At 66.9% G+C, this 18,002-nt stretch carries 16 protein-coding genes; 9 read left to right on the forward strand and 7 right to left on the reverse strand.

Annotated elements, in window-relative coordinates:
- The first annotated feature begins 30 nt into the window (after window positions 1-30).
- Together carB and pyrF are read left to right on the forward strand one after the other, a co-directional pair.
- Window positions 31-3,372 carry a carbamoyl-phosphate synthase large subunit gene (carB, locus tag ACXDF8_RS03425; RefSeq protein ID WP_457221841.1) on the forward strand — a complete coding sequence of 1,114 codons (3,342 nt, stop codon included), beginning with the start codon at window positions 31-33 and terminating at the stop codon, window positions 3,370-3,372.
- Complete coding sequence (pyrF, locus tag ACXDF8_RS03430; protein WP_457221842.1) at window positions 3,365-4,225, forward strand: orotidine-5'-phosphate decarboxylase; 861 nt, start codon at window positions 3,365-3,367, stop codon at window positions 4,223-4,225. Before carB ends, pyrF begins: the two co-directional genes overlap by 8 nt.
- Here the strand turns inward: pyrF and ctaD are convergent.
- A complete protein-coding gene (ctaD, locus tag ACXDF8_RS03435; protein WP_457221843.1) occupies window positions 4,222-5,943 on the reverse strand; it encodes an aa3-type cytochrome oxidase subunit I in 1,722 nt (573 codons plus the stop codon). The genes pyrF and ctaD overlap by 4 nt on opposite strands.
- A 220-nt stretch (window positions 5,944-6,163) precedes the next feature.
- Window positions 6,164-6,436: a hypothetical protein gene (locus tag ACXDF8_RS03440; protein ID WP_457221844.1), complete on the reverse strand. Its 273-nt coding sequence runs from the start codon at window positions 6,434-6,436 to the stop codon at window positions 6,164-6,166.
- A gap of 471 nt (window positions 6,437-6,907) precedes the next feature.
- Here ACXDF8_RS03440 and mihF point away from each other — a divergent pair, with 471 nt between their 5' ends.
- From mihF to metK, 5 genes are all read left to right on the forward strand, one after another.
- A complete protein-coding gene (mihF, locus tag ACXDF8_RS03445; RefSeq protein ID WP_011894593.1) occupies window positions 6,908-7,225 on the forward strand; it encodes an integration host factor, actinobacterial type in 318 nt (105 codons plus the stop codon).
- Window positions 7,226-7,233: 8 nt separating this feature from the next.
- Window positions 7,234-7,833 carry a guanylate kinase gene (gene gmk, locus ACXDF8_RS03450; RefSeq protein WP_457221845.1) on the forward strand — a complete coding sequence of 200 codons (600 nt, stop codon included), beginning with the start codon at window positions 7,234-7,236 and terminating at the stop codon, window positions 7,831-7,833.
- Window positions 7,834-7,907: 74 nt separating this feature from the next.
- On the forward strand, window positions 7,908-8,210 hold the full coding sequence (gene rpoZ / locus ACXDF8_RS03455; protein WP_078022067.1) for a DNA-directed RNA polymerase subunit omega: 303 nt from the start codon (window positions 7,908-7,910) through the stop codon (window positions 8,208-8,210).
- Window positions 8,211-8,228: 18 nt separating this feature from the next.
- Window positions 8,229-9,476 carry a bifunctional phosphopantothenoylcysteine decarboxylase/phosphopantothenate--cysteine ligase CoaBC gene (gene coaBC / locus ACXDF8_RS03460; RefSeq protein WP_457221846.1) on the forward strand — a complete coding sequence of 416 codons (1,248 nt, stop codon included), beginning with the start codon at window positions 8,229-8,231 and terminating at the stop codon, window positions 9,474-9,476.
- Window positions 9,477-9,593: 117 nt separating this feature from the next.
- Window positions 9,594-10,805, forward strand: a complete 1,212-nt coding sequence (gene metK, locus ACXDF8_RS03465) for a methionine adenosyltransferase (protein ID WP_457221847.1) — start codon at window positions 9,594-9,596, stop codon at window positions 10,803-10,805.
- Window positions 10,806-10,957: 152 nt separating this feature from the next.
- Here the strand turns inward: metK and ACXDF8_RS03470 are convergent, their stop codons facing one another.
- Window positions 10,958-11,353, reverse strand: coding sequence for a hemophore-related protein (locus tag ACXDF8_RS03470; RefSeq protein ID WP_457221848.1), 396 nt, complete (start codon window positions 11,351-11,353; stop codon window positions 10,958-10,960).
- Window positions 11,354-11,448: 95 nt separating this feature from the next.
- The gene (locus tag ACXDF8_RS03475) at window positions 11,449-12,390 is read right to left on the reverse strand and encodes an esterase LipI (protein WP_457221849.1); all 942 of its coding nucleotides are present in this window, start codon (window positions 12,388-12,390) and stop codon (window positions 11,449-11,451) included.
- Between ACXDF8_RS03475 and ACXDF8_RS03480 the strand changes: the two genes are divergently transcribed.
- Window positions 12,389-13,090, forward strand: coding sequence for a lysoplasmalogenase (locus ACXDF8_RS03480; protein ID WP_457221850.1), 702 nt, complete (start codon window positions 12,389-12,391; stop codon window positions 13,088-13,090). The two genes, ACXDF8_RS03475 and ACXDF8_RS03480, sit on opposite strands and share 2 nt — an antisense overlap.
- Before the next feature lie 34 nt (window positions 13,091-13,124).
- Here the strand turns inward: ACXDF8_RS03480 and ACXDF8_RS03485 are convergent, their stop codons facing one another.
- A complete protein-coding gene (locus ACXDF8_RS03485; RefSeq protein WP_457221851.1) occupies window positions 13,125-15,080 on the reverse strand; it encodes a hypothetical protein in 1,956 nt (651 codons plus the stop codon).
- Between the two features lie 474 nt (window positions 15,081-15,554).
- Here ACXDF8_RS03485 and ACXDF8_RS03490 point away from each other — a divergent pair, with 474 nt between their 5' ends.
- A complete protein-coding gene (locus tag ACXDF8_RS03490; protein WP_457221852.1) occupies window positions 15,555-16,538 on the forward strand; it encodes a WS/DGAT domain-containing protein in 984 nt (327 codons plus the stop codon).
- Window positions 16,539-16,565: 27 nt separating this feature from the next.
- On the opposite strand, the gene ACXDF8_RS03495 is transcribed toward ACXDF8_RS03490, so the two are convergent.
- Both ACXDF8_RS03495 and ACXDF8_RS03500 read right to left on the reverse strand, forming a co-directional pair.
- Window positions 16,566-17,054 (reverse strand): hypothetical protein, encoded by a 489-nt coding sequence (locus ACXDF8_RS03495; protein ID WP_457221853.1) that lies wholly within the window; start codon window positions 17,052-17,054, stop codon window positions 16,566-16,568.
- A 119-nt stretch (window positions 17,055-17,173) separates the two neighbouring features.
- Complete coding sequence (locus ACXDF8_RS03500) at window positions 17,174-18,001, reverse strand: glycoside hydrolase family 16 protein (protein ID WP_457221854.1); 828 nt, start codon at window positions 17,999-18,001, stop codon at window positions 17,174-17,176.
- Between the last annotated feature and the right edge of the window lies 1 nt (window position 18,002).

Raw genomic sequence — 18,002 nt, forward strand, 5'->3', positions numbered from 1 at the left:
GTTCGCGCACGCTCGCGCCGGAGGGAACTAATGCCACGCCGCACCGACCTCAACCATGTCCTGGTCATCGGCTCCGGGCCGATCGTCATCGGCCAGGCCTGCGAATTCGACTACTCGGGCACACAGGCGTGCCGGGTGTTGCGTGCCGAAGGACTGACCGTCAGCCTGGTCAACTCCAATCCGGCCACGATCATGACCGACCCCGAGTACGCCGACTACACCTACGTCGAACCGATCACCTCGGCCTTCGTCGAGAAGGTCATCGCCCAGCAGGCCGCGCGCGGCAACAAGATCGACGCCGTACTGGCCACCCTGGGTGGGCAGACCGCGCTGAACACCGCAGTCGCGCTACACAATGACGGTGTGCTGGAGAAGTACGGCGTCGAGATGATCGGCGCCGACTTCGACGCCATCCAGCGCGGTGAGGACCGGCAGAAGTTCAAGGACATCGTCGCGAAAGTCGGTGGCGAGTCGGCGAAGTCGCGGGTCTGCTTCACCATGGCCGAAGTGCGCGAGACAGTCGCCGAACTCGGGCTTCCAGTCGTCGTTCGCCCCTCCTTCACCATGGGCGGGCTGGGCTCGGGCATGGCGCACTCACTCGAGGACGTCGAGCGGATGGCGGGCGATGGTCTGGCGGCCTCCCCGTCGGCGAACGTGCTCATTGAGGAATCCATCTACGGCTGGAAGGAATACGAGCTCGAGCTGATGCGCGACCACCACGACAACGTGGTGGTGGTGTGCTCGATCGAGAACGTCGACCCGATGGGGGTGCACACCGGTGACTCGGTGACTGTCGCCCCGGCGATGACGCTGACCGACCGCGAATACCAGCGGATGCGCGACCTGGGCATCGCGATCCTTCGGGAGGTCGGCGTCGACACCGGCGGCTGTAACATCCAGTTCGCGGTGGATCCCAAAGACGGCCGGCTGATCGTCATCGAGATGAACCCGCGGGTGTCGCGCTCGAGCGCACTGGCCTCCAAGGCGACCGGCTTCCCGATCGCCAAGATCGCCGCGAAGCTGGCCATCGGCTACACCCTCGACGAGATCGTCAACGACATAACCAAGGAAACCCCGGCCTGTTTCGAGCCGACGCTGGACTACGTGGTGGTCAAGGCGCCGCGGTTCGCCTTCGAGAAGTTTCCCGGCGCCGACCCCACCCTGACCACGACGATGAAGTCGGTCGGCGAGGCGATGTCGTTGGGCCGCAACTTCATCGAGGCCCTCGGCAAGGTGATGCGTTCGCTGGAGACCACCAAGGCCGGGTTCTGGACCGTGCCCGACGACGACGGCTGGGTCGACGAGGTCCTCGAGCGGTTGCGTACCCCGATCGAGGGGCGCCTCTACGACATCGAGCTGGCGCTGCGGCTGGGCGCCGGGGTCGAGGACGTCGCGCAGGCTTCCGGGGTCGACCCGTGGTTCGTCGAGCAGATCAACGGTCTGGTGGCGCTGCGCCGGGAACTGATCGACGCGCCGGTGCTCGACGAGGATCTGCTGCGCCGAGCCAAGCACAACGGGCTGTCCGATCGCCAGATCGCCTCGCTGCGGCCGGAATTGGCCGGCGAGACTGGTGTGCGGGCCCTGCGTCAGCGGCTGGGCATCCACCCGGTGTTCAAGACCGTCGACACGTGTGCGGCGGAGTTCGAGGCCAAGACGCCGTATCACTACTCCAGCTACGAGCTCGATCCCGCCGCGGAGACCGAGGTGGCCCCGCAGACCGAACGGCCCAAGGTGCTGATCCTCGGCTCGGGGCCCAACCGGATCGGGCAGGGCATCGAGTTCGACTACAGCTGCGTGCACGCGGCGACCACGTTGACCGAGGCCGGCTTCGAGACCGTCATGGTGAACTGCAACCCCGAGACGGTGTCCACCGACTACGACACCGCCGACCGGCTGTACTTCGAACCGCTCACCTTCGAGGACGTGCTGGAGGTTTACCACGCCGAGTCGCAGTCCGGCGAAGGCGGTCCGGGCGTGGTCGGCGTCATCGTCCAGCTCGGCGGCCAGACTCCGCTGGGTCTGGCCCAGCGCCTCGCCGACGCCGGGGTGCCCATCGTGGGAACCCGGCCCGAGGCCATCGACCTGGCCGAGGACCGCGGCCGATTCGGTCAGGTGCTGGCCAATGCCGGGCTGCCGGCGCCGAAGTTCGGCACCGCCACCAGTTTCGAGCAGGCCCGTGAGATCGCCGCCAGGATCGGCTATCCCGTGCTGGTCCGCCCGTCCTATGTGCTCGGTGGTCGCGGTATGGAAATCGTCTACGACGAGAAGACCCTGCACGGCTACATCACCCGCGCCACCCAGCTCTCGCCCGAGCACCCGGTTCTGGTTGACCGGTTCCTCGAGGACGCCATCGAGATCGACGTCGACGCACTGTGCGACGGCACCGAGGTCTACATCGGCGGCGTGATGGAGCACATCGAGGAGGCCGGCATCCATTCCGGTGACTCCGCGTGTGCGCTGCCGCCGGTCACGCTGGGCCGCAGTGACATCGAGGCGGTGCGCCGGGCCACGGAAGCGATCGCGCACGGTGTCGGGGTGGTCGGGTTGCTCAACGTGCAGTACGCGCTCAAGGACGATGTGCTCTACGTGCTGGAGGCCAACCCCCGTGCCAGTCGCACCGTGCCGTTCGTCTCTAAGGCCACCGCCACCCCGCTGGCCAAGGCGTGCGCGCGGGTCATGCTGGGCGCCAGCATCTCCCAGCTTCGCGAAGAGGGTGTGCTGGACCGCACCGGCGACGGTGCCAGCGTTTCGCCCAACGCCCCCATCGCGGTCAAGGAGGCGGTCCTGCCGTTCCACCGGTTCCGCCGGATGGACGGTACGGGCATCGACTCGCTGCTGGGACCGGAGATGAAGTCCACCGGTGAGGTGATGGGCATCGACCACGACTTTGGCAGCGCATTCGCCAAGAGCCAGACCGCGGCCTACGGGTCGCTGCCGAGCTCCGGGACGATCTTCGTGTCGGTGGCCAACCGCGACAAGCGATCGCTGGTGTTCCCGGTCAAGCGGCTGGCTGACCTGGGCTTCCGGGTTTTGGCGACCGAGGGAACCGCAGAGATGCTGCGGCGCAACGGAATTCCGTGTGACGTGGTGCGCAAGCATTTCGAGGAGCCGGGGGAGGGCCGCCCGCGCATGTCAGCGGTCGACGCTATCCTGGCCGGTGATGTCAACATGGTGATCAACACCCCGTACGGCAACTCGGGCCCCCGGATCGACGGTTACGAGATCCGCTCGGCGGCGGTGTCGATGAACATCCCGTGCGTCACCACCGTGCAGGGTGCCTCGGCTGCCGTGCAGGGGATCGAGGCGGGCATCCGCGGTGACATCGACGTGCGCTGCCTGCAGGAACTGCACGCTACGCTCACTCATGACTGAGCCGACTGTGCCGGCCCCCGAGTCGCTTCGCTCCAGCCCGCCGTTCGGCACCCGACTGGCCGCGGCTATCGCCACCCGCGGCCCGTTGTGTGTGGGCATCGACCCGCACCCGGAATTGCTGCGGTCCTGGGGCCTGCCCGTCACCGCCGACGGGCTGGCGCGCTTCTGCGACATCTGCGTGCAGGCCTACGCCGGATTCGCCGTCGTCAAACCGCAGGTTGCCTTCTTCGAGGTCTACGGCTCAGCGGGTTTCGCGGTGCTCGAACGCACCACCGACGCGTTGCAGCGCGACGGGGTGCTAGTACTCGCCGATGCCAAGCGCGGCGACATTGGCTCGACAATGGCGGCCTACGCCCAGGCGTGGGTCGGTGACGGTCCGCTGGCGGCCGACGCCGTGACCGCGTCGCCCTATCTCGGATTCGGCTCGCTGCAACCGTTGTTGGACCTCGCCGCGACCAATGGGCGCGGTGTGTTCGTGCTGGCCGCGACGTCCAACCCGGAGGGCGCCTCGGTGCAGCAGGCCGTGACCGGCGGGCGTACCGTCGCCCAGTCCGTCGTCGACGCCGCCGCCGCCGTCAACCGGACGGCTTCCGCGCAACCGGGTTCGGTCGGCGTGGTCATCGGTGCCACGCTGGCCGAGGTACCGGACGTCAGTCAGCTCGGTGGTCCGGTGTTGGTGCCCGGGGTGGGCGCGCAGGGCGGCCGGCCGGAGGCCCTTGGTGGCCTGGGCGGTGCGCGGCCCGGCCAGCTGCTGCCCGCGGTGTCACGCGAGATCCTGCGCGCCGGACCGGATGTCGCCGCGGTCCGGGCGGCAGGAGAGAAGCTGCGCGACGCCCTGGCGTACCTGGCCTAGACCGTCGAGTTCTCGATCTCCGGGTGGTGGGACCGCCCGACGTGCGCCTCGGCGCGCAGTCGCGGCACCATGTGCGGGTAGTGCAGCTCGAAAGCCGGTCGCTCGGAGCGGATGTTGGGCAGCTCGGTGAAGTTGTGCCGCGGCGGCGGGCAGCTGGTGGCCCATTCCAGGGAGTTGCCGTAGCCCCAGGGATCGTCGACGGTGACGACCTCGCCGTAGCGCCAGCTCTTGAACACGTTCCACACGAACGGGATCACCGACACGCCCAGGGTGAACGCCCCGACGGTCGAGATGATGTTCAGCGTGGTGAAGCCGTCGGTCGGCAGGTAGTCGGCGTAGCGGCGCGGCATGCCCTCGTCACCGAGCCAGTGCTGCACCAGGAACGTGGCGTGGAAACCGATGAGGGTCAGCCAGAAGTGCGCCTTCGCCCACCTTTCGTCGAGCATCCGGCCGGTCATCTTCGGGAACCAGAAGTACACCCCCGCGTAGGTCGCGAACACGATGGTGCCGAACAGCACGTAGTGGAAGTGCGCGACGACGAAATAGGTGTCACTGACGTGGAAATCCAAGGGGGAGCTTGCCAGCAGCACACCCGACAGCCCGCCGATGAGGAAGGTCAGGAGGAAGCCGATGGAGAACAGCATCGGCGATTCGAAGGTCAGCTGACCCTTCCACATGGTGCCGATCCAGTTGAAGAACTTGATGCCGGTGGGTACGGCGATCAGGAACGTCATGAACGAGAAGAACGGCAGCAGAACGGCTCCCGTCACGTACATGTGGTGGCCCCACACTGCGACCGACAAGGCCGCGATCCCCATGGTGGCGAAGACGAGTGTGGTGTAGCCGAAGATCGGCTTGCGCGAGAACACCGGGAAGATCTCGGAGACGATGCCGAAGAACGGCAGCGCGATGACGTAGACCTCCGGGTGACCGAAGTACCAGAACAGGTGCTGGAAGAGGATCAGCCCGCCGTTGGCGGGGTCGTAGATGTGCGCACCGAGGCGACGGTCGGCGGCCAACCCGAACAACGCCGCCGTCAGCAGCGGGAAGATCAGGAGGACCAGGATGCTGGTCACCAGGATGTTCCAGGTGAAGATCGGCATCCGGAACATGGTCATGCCGGGGGCGCGCATGCACACCACGGTGGTGATCATGTTGACCGCGCCGAGGATGGTGCCCAGACCGCCGACGGCCAGTCCCAGGATCCAGAGGTCGCCGCCGGCACCGGGGGTGTGCATGGCATCGGAGAGCGGGGTGTAAGCGGTCCAGCCGAAGTCCGCCGCACCGCCGGGGGTGATGAACCCGCTGAGTGCGATCAACGCCCCGAATAGGAACAGCCAGAACGACAATGCGTTGAGCCGCGGGAACGCGACGTCGGGGGCGCCGATCTGCAGCGGCAGCACCAGGTTGGCGAACCCGAACACCACGGGCGTCGCGTAGAACAGCAGCATCGCCGTGCCGTGCATGGTGAACAGCTGGTTGTACTGCTCGTTGGACAAGAACTGCAGACCGGGAAGGGCCAGCTCGGCGCGGATGAACAGCGCCATCAACCCGCCGACGAAGAAGAACGCGAAACAGGTGACCACATACATGATCCCGATCAGCTTGTGATCGGTCGTGGTGATCAGCTTGTAGATGAGATTGCCTTTGGGTCCGACCCGGTCCGGGTAGGGCCGGGTGGCCTGCAAATGGGCAGCCTCGGGCGCCTCAGAAACCACGATGTCTCCCAACATCTAGTCCTGTAGCACCCCGAGAGCACTGTAGCGCCTCGACCGCGATCGCACACTGGACACCCGGCCGCGAGGAAATGTCCGGTGTGCGGTACTGCAGCGGAATCCAGGCGCCGAACAGCCAGAAGCCCCAGTTGCGGAAGCTCGGATCGAAGATCGGCGTGACCCAGTGCCCGCCGTAACCGAATGGCTGATGGTCCAACCGCCCCTAGTCGTCACCGCGCCATTGCCGGCCGCCGCCGGGGCCCTGCCATCCCACCGGGCCGGGCCCGCCGTGGTCCCCTGGCGGCCCGCCAGGCCCGCGGCCGACCGGTCCCGGGCTCGCCGGGCCCGGCCCGGGTGCCTGGCAGCCCTGAAAGACCTGGAAGCCACAGGGGAGGGGACCTGGGTCGGCCTGCGCCGACGCCGCACCCAGCGTCAGTCCGGCCGCCGAGATGTCGATCGCGCGGGCGGCAATTCGGGGGGATTGAGTGATGGACATGGCACAGCCCTTCAACATTCGAATCGGTCACTGCACAACTGCGTCCACTTCTGACACTAGGTAGCGCAACTATGTATCAATTGGCGCGCTGCTACGCGTGCGTTAGTCGGTCAGCCGTTGCGTCATCGACACGCGCGACACGCCGTGACCTGCCTGTGAGGTGAAATCTCGCCGCGCGAACCGGCTGTCACGGCCCAGCCGGGGTGGCCCACCGTCGCGCAGGTTGGAGAAACCGCTGGTAGAGCGGGACCTTTGCGATCGTCGCCGTCCGCTTGTGCGGCGGAGCCGGCCCGCCGCCGAACACCTTCAGGTGGCGCGCGGGCGAGGCAATCTTGGGCCATATCCTGCGGGTTTGCGCCAGTTAGCAGGGGGTGGGGTTAGATTTCGTCAGTGGGCGTGGGTACGGTCGTCGTCGCTGGCTGAAGAACCCGGCCCAGGCAAAACAATGATTGTGATGAGACGGAGGAACCCGTGGCCCTTCCCCAGTTGACCGACGAGCAGCGCGCAGCCGCGTTGGAGAAGGCTGCTGCCGCACGTCGAGCACGAGCTGAGCTCAAGGATCGGCTCAAGCGCGGCGGCACCAACCTCAAGCAGGTGCTCACCGACGCTGAGACCGACGAGGTCCTCGGCAAGATGAAGGTTTCCGCGCTGCTGGAAGCCCTGCCCAAGGTGGGCAAGGTCAAGGCGCAGGAAATCATGACGGAGCTGGAAATCGCCCCGACGCGTCGTTTGCGCGGCCTCGGCGATCGGCAGCGCAAGGCATTGCTGGAAAAGTTCGACTTCTCCTAGGGAGGTCGATGGACGCCGGCGGAGGGCCGGGCAGTAGCCGCGGCCGAGTTGTGGTGCTGTCCGGCCCCTCTGCGGTAGGAAAGTCGACCGTCGTCGGGCGGCTGCGTGAGCAGTTGCCCGACCTGCACTTCAGCGTGTCGGCCACCACACGGGCACCTCGCCCGGGCGAGGTGGACGGGGTCGACTACCACTTCGTCTCGCCCGAGGAGTTCCAGCGCCTGATCGACCATGGCGACCTGCTGGAATGGGCCGAGATCCACGGCGGCTTGCACCGCTCGGGCACATTGGCCGCGCCGGTGGCTGCCGCGGCGCAGTCGGGTGTTCCGGTGCTGATCGAGGTTGACCTCGCCGGCGCCCGTGCGGTGAAGCACGCCATGCCGGAGGCGCTGACGGTGTTCCTGGCACCCCCGAACTGGGAGGCGCTGGAGGAGCGGCTCGTCGGCAGAGGCACCGAGACTCCCGAGGTGCGGGCCCGCCGGCTGGCCACCGCCCGCGCCGAATTGGCCGCCCAGGGCGACTTCGACGTCGTCGTCGTGAACAGCCAATTGGAGTCGGCCTGCGCCGAATTGGTATCCTTGCTGGTGGGCAACGCGCCTAAGCCGGTGTGAGAGGTCGTCAGCGACCCGAGAAGGCCCACCAGACTCAAGTCTTTCCGATCTAAACCGCCAGGAAGAAGTTCTACGTGACGCAAGCCAGCACGGATCACTACGATCCGGCCCCGGGTGCCGCAACCGCCTATGACACGCCGCTGGGAATCACCAACCCGCCCATTGACGAGTTGCTGGACCGGGTGTCGAGCAAGTACGCGCTGGTGATCTACGCCGCCAAGCGGGCCCGCCAGATCAACGACTACTACAACCAGCTCGGTGACGGCATCCTCGAGTACGTCGGACCGCTGGTCGAGCCGGGCCTACAGGAGAAGCCGCTGTCGATCTCGCTGCGCGAGATCCACGGTGACCTGCTCGAACACACCGAAGGCGAGTAGTCCACGCCGGGCCAGTTGATGAACCGTAAGCGGATCATCGTCGGCGTCGCCGGTGGCATCGCCGCCTACAAGGCGTGTTCGGTCGTTCGGCAGCTCAGTGAAGCCGGGCACGACGTCCGTGTCATCCCGACCGAGTCGGCGCTGCGGTTCGTCGGCGCCGCCACCTTCGAGGCGCTGTCCGGCCATCCGGTTCGCACCGGCGTGTTCACCGACGTCGACGAAGTTCCACACGTCCGGATGGGCCAGGAGGCCGACCTCGTCGTCGTCGCTCCCGCCACCGCCGACCTACTGGCCCGCGCCGTTGCCGGACGTGCCGATGATCTGCTGACTGCGACGCTGCTGACCGCGCGGTGCCCCGTCCTGTTCGCCCCGGCTATGCACACCGAGATGTGGCTACACCCCGCCACCTGCGACAACGTCGCGACGTTGCGCCGCCGCGGGGTGGTCGTGCTCGAACCGGCCTCGGGTCGCCTTACCGGCGCCGACACCGGTCCCGGGCGGTTGCCCGAGCCCGAGGAGATCACGACCTTCGCCGAGTTGCTGCTGGCCCGTTCCGACGCGATGCCCTACGACATGAGCGGCGTCAAGATCCTGGTCAGTGCGGGCGGTACCCGCGAGGCGATCGACCCCGTGCGGTTCATCGGCAACCGCAGCTCCGGCAAGCAGGGCTACGCGGTGGCTCGGGTGGCCGCCCAGCGGGGCGCCGATGTCACGCTGATCGCCGGCAACACCGCGGGCCTCGCGGACCCCGCCGGTGTCGACGTCCTGCACATCACCTCGGCCGCTCAACTACATGAGGCGGTGACCAAGAACGCTCCGGATGCCGATGTACTGGTGATGGCTGCCGCGGTCGCCGACTTCCGCCCCGCGCACGTCGCAACCAACAAGATCAAAAAGCGGCTCGACGTGGTCGAGGGCCCCGCGATCGAGCTGGTGCGCACCGACGACGTACTGGCCGAAGCGGTCCGGCTGCGTGCCGACGGCCAGCTGCCCAAGATGCGTGCCATCGTCGGTTTCGCGGCCGAAACCGGTGATGCCGAGGGCGATGTGCTGTTCCACGCCAGGGCGAAGCTTGCCCGCAAGGCGTGCGATCTGCTGGTCGTGAACGCGGTCGGGGAGGGCCGCGCATTCGAGGTCGACAGCAATGATGGTTGGCTGTTGGGTGCCGACGGTACCGAAGCCGCACTGGAGCACGGGTCGAAGACGCTGATGGCAAGTCGTATCGTGGACGCGATTGCCACGTTCCTGCGCGGACGCGAAGCGTAGCGATCGGGAAGCGGTCGCAGAACAAGACAAGCGGTTGCGCGGGCCGAAAGTGCCCGCTTGGGTCTGACGGGGATCGCGATACGATTCGCCGAACTAAGTATTGGAAGGGATGGGACCGTGAGCGACAATGGTCGGCTGTTCACCAGCGAGTCGGTAACCGAAGGGCACCCCGACAAGATCTGTGACGCCATCAGCGACTCAGTGCTCGACGCACTCCTGGCTCAGGATCCGCACTCCCGCGTCGCGGTCGAGACCCTCGTCACCACCGGGCAGGTCCACGTCGTCGGTGAGGTCACCACGCAGGCCAAGGAAGCCTTCGCCGACATCACCGACACCGTCCGGGCGCGCATCCTGGAGATTGGCTACGACTCCTCGGAGAAGGGCTTCGACGGTGCCTCGTGCGGGGTCAACATCGGCATCGGCAAGCAGTCTCCCGACATCGCCCAGGGCGTGGACACCGCCCATGAGGCGCGCGTCGAGGGCGCCGCGGATCCGTTGGACGCCCAGGGTGCCGGCGACCAGGGGCTGATGTTCGGCTACGCGATCCGCGACACTCCTGAGCTGATGCCGCTGCCGATCGCGTTGGCGCACCGGCTCTCCCGCAAGCTGACCGAGGTGCGCAAGAACAAGTCGCTGGACTACCTGCGCCCGGACGGCAAGACCCAGGTCACCATCCAGTACGAGGGCACCACCCCGGTTCGGCTCGACACCGTGGTGTTGTCCACCCAGCACGCCGACGGGGTCGACCTGGAGAAAGAGCTGGCTCCCGACATCCGCGAGAAGGTGGTCAAGGCCGTCCTCGAGGACCTCGCGCACGAGAGCCTGGACACCTCCGATTTCCGACTGCTCGTCAACCCGACGGGCAACTTCGTCGTCGGTGGCCCGATGGGTGATGCCGGCCTGACCGGCCGCAAGATCATCGTCGACACCTACGGCGGCTGGGCTCGTCACGGCGGCGGCGCGTTCTCGGGCAAGGATCCGTCCAAGGTGGACCGCTCGGCGGCGTACGCGATGCGCTGGGTGGCCAAGAACGTCGTCGCGGCGGGGCTGGCCGAGCGGGTCGAGGTCCAGGTGGCCTATGCGATCGGCAAAGCCGCCCCGGTCGGGTTGTTCGTGGAGACCTTCGGCACCGAGACCGTGGACACCGCGCGTATCGAGAAGGCCATCACCGCGGTTTTCGACCTGCGGCCCGGCGCGATCATCCGCGATCTCGACCTCAAGCGCCCGATCTACGCGCAGACCGCCGCGTACGGCCATTTCGGCCGCACCGACATCGACCTGCCCTGGGAGCGGCTAGACAAGGTCGAGGACCTGAAGAACTCCGTCTAGGGTTCACTGCCTCAGGTTCACTGCCGAACAGACGCAAAAGGCCCCGCACACCCAGGTGTGCGGGGCTTTTTGCGTCTACTGCTCGCGCGGATCGTTGGGCAGCGAACACACGACAAGCCGAGCACCGAGTCGCTCGACTCACGTGTGGGGTGCTAGCCGACGAACTGGTCGAACGCCCACTGGTACTGCGCGGGGATGACCTGTACGCCGCACTGCTTCTGCAGGGTGCCGAGCGGGGCCAGGAGCGCGGTGAACTCCTGGTACTCCTGCGGGTTGCTCTGGGCGTAGGCCTGCAGGGTGGCGGAGGCCTGGGCGCGCGGCTGCAGCGCGGCGGTCATCAACATTCGCTGACCATCCGGATGGGTGCTCAGGTAGCCCTGGATCTGGCTCTGCGCCGTCGAGACGGTGCTGTCGATGTTCTGCTTGCTGCAGTCGGGTGCCGCCACCGCCGACGGTGCGGCGATCACGGCCATGGCCGTGCCGGCGACCAGCGAGCCGAGACAGATGCCGAGTGTCCGCCGGGTTCCGGCAGCTTCAGCAGTTTTCATGGGGTGAATCCCTCCAGATTGTGACATCTGATGCCATTGTCGCCTTCCCGGACGGTCCCGACAAGGTTTGCTGCTCGCCGCACCATTGCGGCAGGTCAGTCGTGCAGAGCGGCACGCAGGGCGGCCAATCCACGTTCGGTCGCCGCGGTGGCGGCCGGCACCACCCCGGCGTAACCGAGATAGCCATGCACCAGTGTGTCGGCATTGTGTAGCTCCACTGTTACACCCGCGGCGGCCAGCAGCTCGGCGTACCGGGCGCCGTCGTCGCGCAGCGGGTCGTGGCCGGCGATGGCGATATAGGCCGGCGGTAGCCCCGTCAGGTCGGCAGCGCGCCCGGGAGCCAGGCCGGCAGGGGGGTCGCTCAGGTCGAGGTGTCCGGCGTACCAGCGGGTGAATGCGGCGATGGCGACGTTGTCCAGGACCGGCGCGTCGGCGTTCTCGGCGAACGACGGCAGCGAGGTGTCCCACATCGCCGACGGATACCAGAGCAGCTGGAAGGAGATCTGCGGTCCGCCGCTGTCGCGGGCGAGCTGGGCGACCACCGCCGCCAGGGTGCCGCCGGCCGAATCGCCCGCCACCGCCAAGCGGGTGGGGTCCGCTCCGAGCTGTGCGGCATTGCCGGCCACCCAGCGGGTGGCAGCCCACACGTCGTCGACGGCGGCGGGGTATGGATGTTCGGGCGCGAGCCGGTAATCGACGGAGACGACCACGCTGGCGGCGGCCACCGCATGTTCGCGTGCCGTGCCGTCGTGGGTGTCCAGGTCCCCGACGGCGAAGCCGCCGCCGTGGAAGTACATGGTCACCGGCGCAGCAGCGGTCACGTCGTCAGGCCAATAGACCCGTACGGGGATCGGCCCGGCCGGCCCGTCGATGTGGTGTTCCTCGACCCGCAGGTCGGGGTGGACCGGTCGGCGCGGCAGCTCCCGCAGCCGGCGCCGGGCTTCGTCGATTCCGTCGTCGACGCTGAGTTGGAACGGCACCGCGTCCAGTACCTTCTGCAGGATGGCGTCCACCGGCGGTCTGTCCGAACTTGACATGAGCCCACCGTACTTACGAACCCTGACAGCCTGGTGGCTGGCGGGCGCGGCGGTGGCGGTCGGCTACGGCGTCTTCCTGGTGGTCACGGCGCTGCGGCTGCCCGACGGCGCAGATCTGACCGGCCGCTTTCCCGGCCAACCCGCCGTCAAGGCGCTGATGGCCGTGCTGCTGGCGGTGGCGGCTGCGAGCCATCCCATCCGCCGGGAACGGCGCTGGCTGGTCGGGGCGCTGCTGTTCTCGGCCGCCGGCGATTTCTTCCTCGCGATGCCGTGGTGGCAGCCGTCGTTCGTGCTCGGGCTCGGCTCGTTCCTGGTGGCGCACCTGTGCTACCTGGGTGCGCTGCTGCCGCTGCGCGGGAACAGCCGTCCCCGGCTGCTTGGCGCGGCGGTGCTGCTGGCCGCCTGCGCGGGGTTGTTGGTGTGGTTCTGGCCGCGACTGGTGGCCGACGGATTGACGATCCCGGTGACGGTCTACATCGCGGTGCTCGCAACGATGGCCAGTGCGGCGCTGTTGGCCGTGCTGCCCACTCCGTGGACGGCCCTGGGCGCGGTGACCTTCGCGGTGTCCGACGGCATGATCGGCGTCGGACGGTTCGTTGTGGACTCGTCGGCACTGCAAGTGTCGATCTGGTGGGTGTACGCCACAGCGCAGGTGCTGATCACCGCCGGCTTCTTCTACGGCCGCCGCCGAACCGAATGATGCGGTGTGGTCGGTACGGAACCCGCCGTTGCGGCTAGGTCCGCCGGCCTCGCAACCGGAACAGAATCATTGCGGCGCCCAGAACCGCCACAGCCACCACTCCGCCGGCGGCCCACCAGATCCATCCGGACCCGCCCTGAGCATCGGCAGTCTTCGGGCGGCCGGAGATCTCCTCCGGCGGATTCGGAACGCTCATCGGCGCGCTGCCCGGCACCGAGATCAGGGCCCGACCGTCAAGGCCCGACCATCGGCCGCGTTCACTGCCCAACCACGTCAACAACTGGTCGAGTTGTGCCGGCGCGCCGTTGGATGTCGCGGCCAAGATCGTCCGCTTCCCGTCGAACACAGTCTGCATCGAACCGAACCGGACGGCCGGATCGAGAGTCAATGACATGGGCTTGCCGTCCGGACCCACCCCTTCGATGTCGATGCGTCCTTGGTCGGTGCTGAAAGGCAACACGACGTCGGGGACATTCCAGGCGTCTGCGGAGACCAGGACGGCCGGAGCGCCGCTGTCGAGGGCCTGCTTGAGGCTGGTCACGGTCGTCACCAGCGGAATCCCGCTGGTCTGCTGAAGACCCATCGCGATTCGCGCCGCCCGGCGCGTGTCGGCGAAAGCATCCCGTCCGATACCGAACTGCACGCGTGGTGTCAGCGACTGGGGAAGGGACTGGAACCCCGGCGGTGACGGGGGATTCGCGGAGTGCACCTCGACGACCGTGCTGCCGTCGATACGCAGTGTCATCGGCAGGTAGTCGCCGCAGTGTCCGGGGTCGCCGGTGGTGTGGACAGTGACCTCGACCGTGGTGGTGCGCCGGACCAGTTCGTTCGGGACCTCGACCCATCGATCGATGGTTCCATCGGACGTAGCGGGCCACCGAGCGATTGTCGTCGTGCCGACCATAACGGTCACCTCGCCGCCGAAATCGCTCGGCAGCGGAGTGTAGGAACCGGTCAGGTGGATCCGAATTCCGGCCAGTGGGTGACCGAAGCGGCTCTGGTTCAGCTCGAATTGGACCTGCGGCCACAGTGCATCCGAGGTGAGCCCCGACAACTTCAGGTCATCCAGCGAGGTGGTGTCGGCCACGACTTCCTGGTCGACTTGCAGCGGCGCAGCCACGGCCTTGCGGCTGACGGCGAACTGCAATGAGTCGTCGGTGAGCAGCCGGGTCTGGTTGGTGAGCTCCGGACCGGGTCCGGAGATCGACAGACTCGGAACTGGTCCGGCGCCTTGGAGTGAAAGACCTTTGTCGGTGCTCTCCCGAAGGAGGATGTGGCGTTCCAGCGGCGCCGAAATGTCCTCCGGTGTCGACCTCCCAGGGGACACAGCGGCGACGACGATGTCCGGACTTTGGCCCCCGTAACGCCTGGTGACCGCGGCTGCGAGCTGAACTGCGGCGTCTGACTCCGCGGGTGACGGCTTGGCCGGAATTGCGATGGTCAACTTCTTCAGGACGGCCGGAAGGAATCCGGCCACCGTCGTCGGTGCTTCTTCGCGTCCGGAGAACGAGACCGAGGCGTTGACCAATCTGATCGGGGCCAGCGGATCCCAGCAGAAATCGTCGGCGGGAATCGCGGTGGCCGTCAATGTGGCGCTTGCCCAGCCGCCGTAAACCTTAAGACCCGCAAGCGGAATCACCACTTGGGCCTGATCGGCTGCAGGTAGCGACATTCTGCTGATGGTTCGACCGTCCTGAGTGACTGCGATGCTGCCGAAGCGCAGTGGCACCGGTAGTTCGAGCGTCGCGTTCAATGCAACCGGAGCCAATCCCTGCGGCGCGGAGAACGACAGCGCCTTGCTGGTCACGTCGCGATGAACTTCGAAGGAGATCGAGTCGGAGGATCCCAGATCCGACAATGGCAGCGTCGGCGAATCCGCCAGGGCGCCTGTGGTTGTGGGGTCGGCCAGAGCCATCGGAGCCATCGGACCGAGAACTACGATGATAACCGTAGCGAGCGCGCAGAGCCGGCGCGGCAAAATCGATGCCATGCCCGAATGGTAGGCAGTTGCGCCGCTGTGCCATTCCCGAACGCTGCAAATGCCATTGACGGCTCGGAGCGACTTCCGGGTGACGGGGGGCCCGATTGGCATCCGAGACCCGGCTCGTGTGCATATCGTGAATCCGAATGGTTCTCAGTGCGCACTGTGGTGCGGGGACGGATGGGGCCGACGGTGCACTCTCCTTGGCCTGGTAGCTCGCGCGTAGCACCCGCCGACGCGTGGTTCCTGTTTGCGACTGGACTGCACACCGACCAATTGCTTGTTTACGGCTTTACGGGCATCCCGGAATCGGTTGATCAGGCGATAGCGGAGGTGCTCAACCGCGCGCAAGCCTGCCCCGATTTGCATTTGCGGGTAGGTCGCGGGGCCACCGGCCTTGGGTTTCCCGTCTGGGTCGCCGGTGAGGTGAATCCAGCGCAGATCGTCGTTCATTCGGCGGGCGAGTACGACTGGGCTCACTTCTTGGCAGCATGTGGCGAGATCATTGAGCATCGGCAGCTCGATACCCGCGAAGCCGTGTGGCGGATACACCTGTTCGTCGGCGTGCGTGGGGTACCCGGTGGCTCGGGCCAGCCGGCGACAGTCGCCGTCGTCCAGATCAGTCATGCGTTCGCCGACGGCACTAGGTCGGCCGCCCTCGCTGGACTCCTGTTGGGCCGCAACACAGAACTGCCGCCCGTGAACGCCCCGGCGCTCGGCGGCCGGGTCGTATCGGTCATCGACGCGTTACGCCGGCGGCGGGAACTTCACAACGACACCGTTGCCGGTGTTCTCCCGGCTGCGGCGGGTCCGCTGCAGCCGCTGCGCACCAACCGCACCCCCAGTGGACCACCGCTGCTGCGCACGTTTGTCCGGCATCGATTTCAGCTGCCCGGCAAGTCGGCGACGGTCGGAGCCCTGGTGGCCATCTCCGAAGCGCTGGGGGGTTACTTGCGGGATCGCGGTGAGGATGTATCAACGCTGACCGCGCTGGTGCCGATGGCCAAACCTGGTGTGGCGCAGGCGCGCAACCATTCCGCGGCCGAGTTCATCCGGCTTCATCCCGATGTTGTCTCGCGAACGGAACGAGCTCGGCTCATCGCCGAGGAATTCGACTCGTGCCGCCGGCGCCGCCTGCATTCGGCGTTCGGCGCCCAAGAAGCCGCGATGGCCAGTCTGCCCGGTCCGCTGCTGCGCTGGCTAGCGTCGCGACCGCTGCCCGATGCCGTCATGGCGCACACCGTAGTCTCGAGCGTCAACCGCGGGGCAGCCGATCTGCACTTCGGTGGTTGCCCGGTGTTCATGACTGCCGGCTATCCCTTCCTGACCCCCACCATCGCCTTGACTCATGGCGTGCACGGCATCGGCGACATGGTCGCCATCAGCGTGCACACCAGGGAGTCGGTCATGCCCGACATCGCGGACTACCTCGACCGACTCAATGCCGGTTTACGTCCGCTGCCCTGATTCCCCGATATCAGACATGTTCTGCCACTACGGATATACAGCGCACAATTGATCGAGCCTGCCCGCGGCGAGATTGACCGAAACTCCGTCAGCGTCGGTGTAGCTTCGATCGCGCAGCAACTGGATCTGTCGACGTTGGGCGGCAATGAAGTCGTTGGCCGCTGCCGCGACATCTGCCGGTTCCGGTCCGACCTGCGGTGCAAAGAAATCCACAACCTTGCCGAGCGCCGCTGCCCGCCTGGTGACAGCAGCGCCGGCGTCGGGGGTATCCGCGCTCCAGCTCTCCGGCAGCGGTGGCACGGCGCCAAGAGCCGACCGGGTTATCTCCCATGCTCGACATGTCGAGCTTGTCAGTACCTCGTCGGTACGTGCCTTCTGTGGCGCGGATACGAGCACTGCGGGCTTTGCGTTCTTCACGACGATGCCTGCTGCTCCGACCACTGCTACGGCGACGATCAGACCGGCGGCGAGTATCGCTGCGGGAATCCATCGCCAGACCTCGACAGTGTCAGCCACAGGCTGTTGGGACTGCTGCCCGACGGGGGGCGCATCTGACGATTCTGCCGCCATGACTGGATGCTAGACGCAGCCGGGCACTCGACGGGCGCGCTCGGCGATGATGCGTCGGAGCGACCTCATGCGGGTAGCGGGGTGGGAACGAATCGGAACCAGTCGACCACCATGGTGGCGGGAAAGGGCGTCGAAGGACCCGGTGGTCCAGGCCAGTCACCGCCAACCGCGATGTTCAAGATGACGAACATCGGTGTGTCGAACACCCAGGGCGCCGCGGCCGGAAGCGCATCCGGGGTGAAGTCCGCGAGAGTGATGTCGTCAACGCCGATAGTGATGCGCTCCGTGCTGCGGTTGGACCAGTAGGTGTGGAATCCCGCCGTCAAGTCCACAGGCGACGGGCCGCTTTCGACCAGGTCTGCTTTTGGTCCGTGCAGTGCCACATGATATTCGGTGCCGGTACCGATCAACTCCATGATGTCGACCTCGCCGCACCGCGGCCAGCCGACGTCGGCGATATTCGAACCCAGCATCCAGAAGGCCGGCCAAATTCCCTGGCCGGCGGGTAACTTGATCCGGGCCGCAACGATTCCGGAGGGGAAGTTGACCCTCCCGCGGGTCACCAGACGTGCTGAGGTGTAATGGCCGTCGGATTCCAGCGCCTGCAAGATCAGGTGGCCCCGACCGTCCAGGCGGACGTTGGCTCTAGAGTCGGTATAGGTCTGCAGGCTGCCCTGCTCCCAACCCTTTTCCGCCGAGGAACCCGTCTCGGCCAGCCAGAGCCGGGGATCCGGGGCTGCCCCGGCGGGTCCGTCGAAGTCGTCGAAGACGTGATTCGAGGCGACTGTAACGGCCGTAGGGACGACCGCCGTGCAGCTCACCGCCGCCAGCATCGCGGCGAGTGCTCGGATCGGCCGGCGCAGTGTCGTAATGATCGACCGTTGCCGTCGCATC

The sequence above is a fragment of the Mycolicibacterium sp. CBM1 genome (assembly GCF_054073305.1).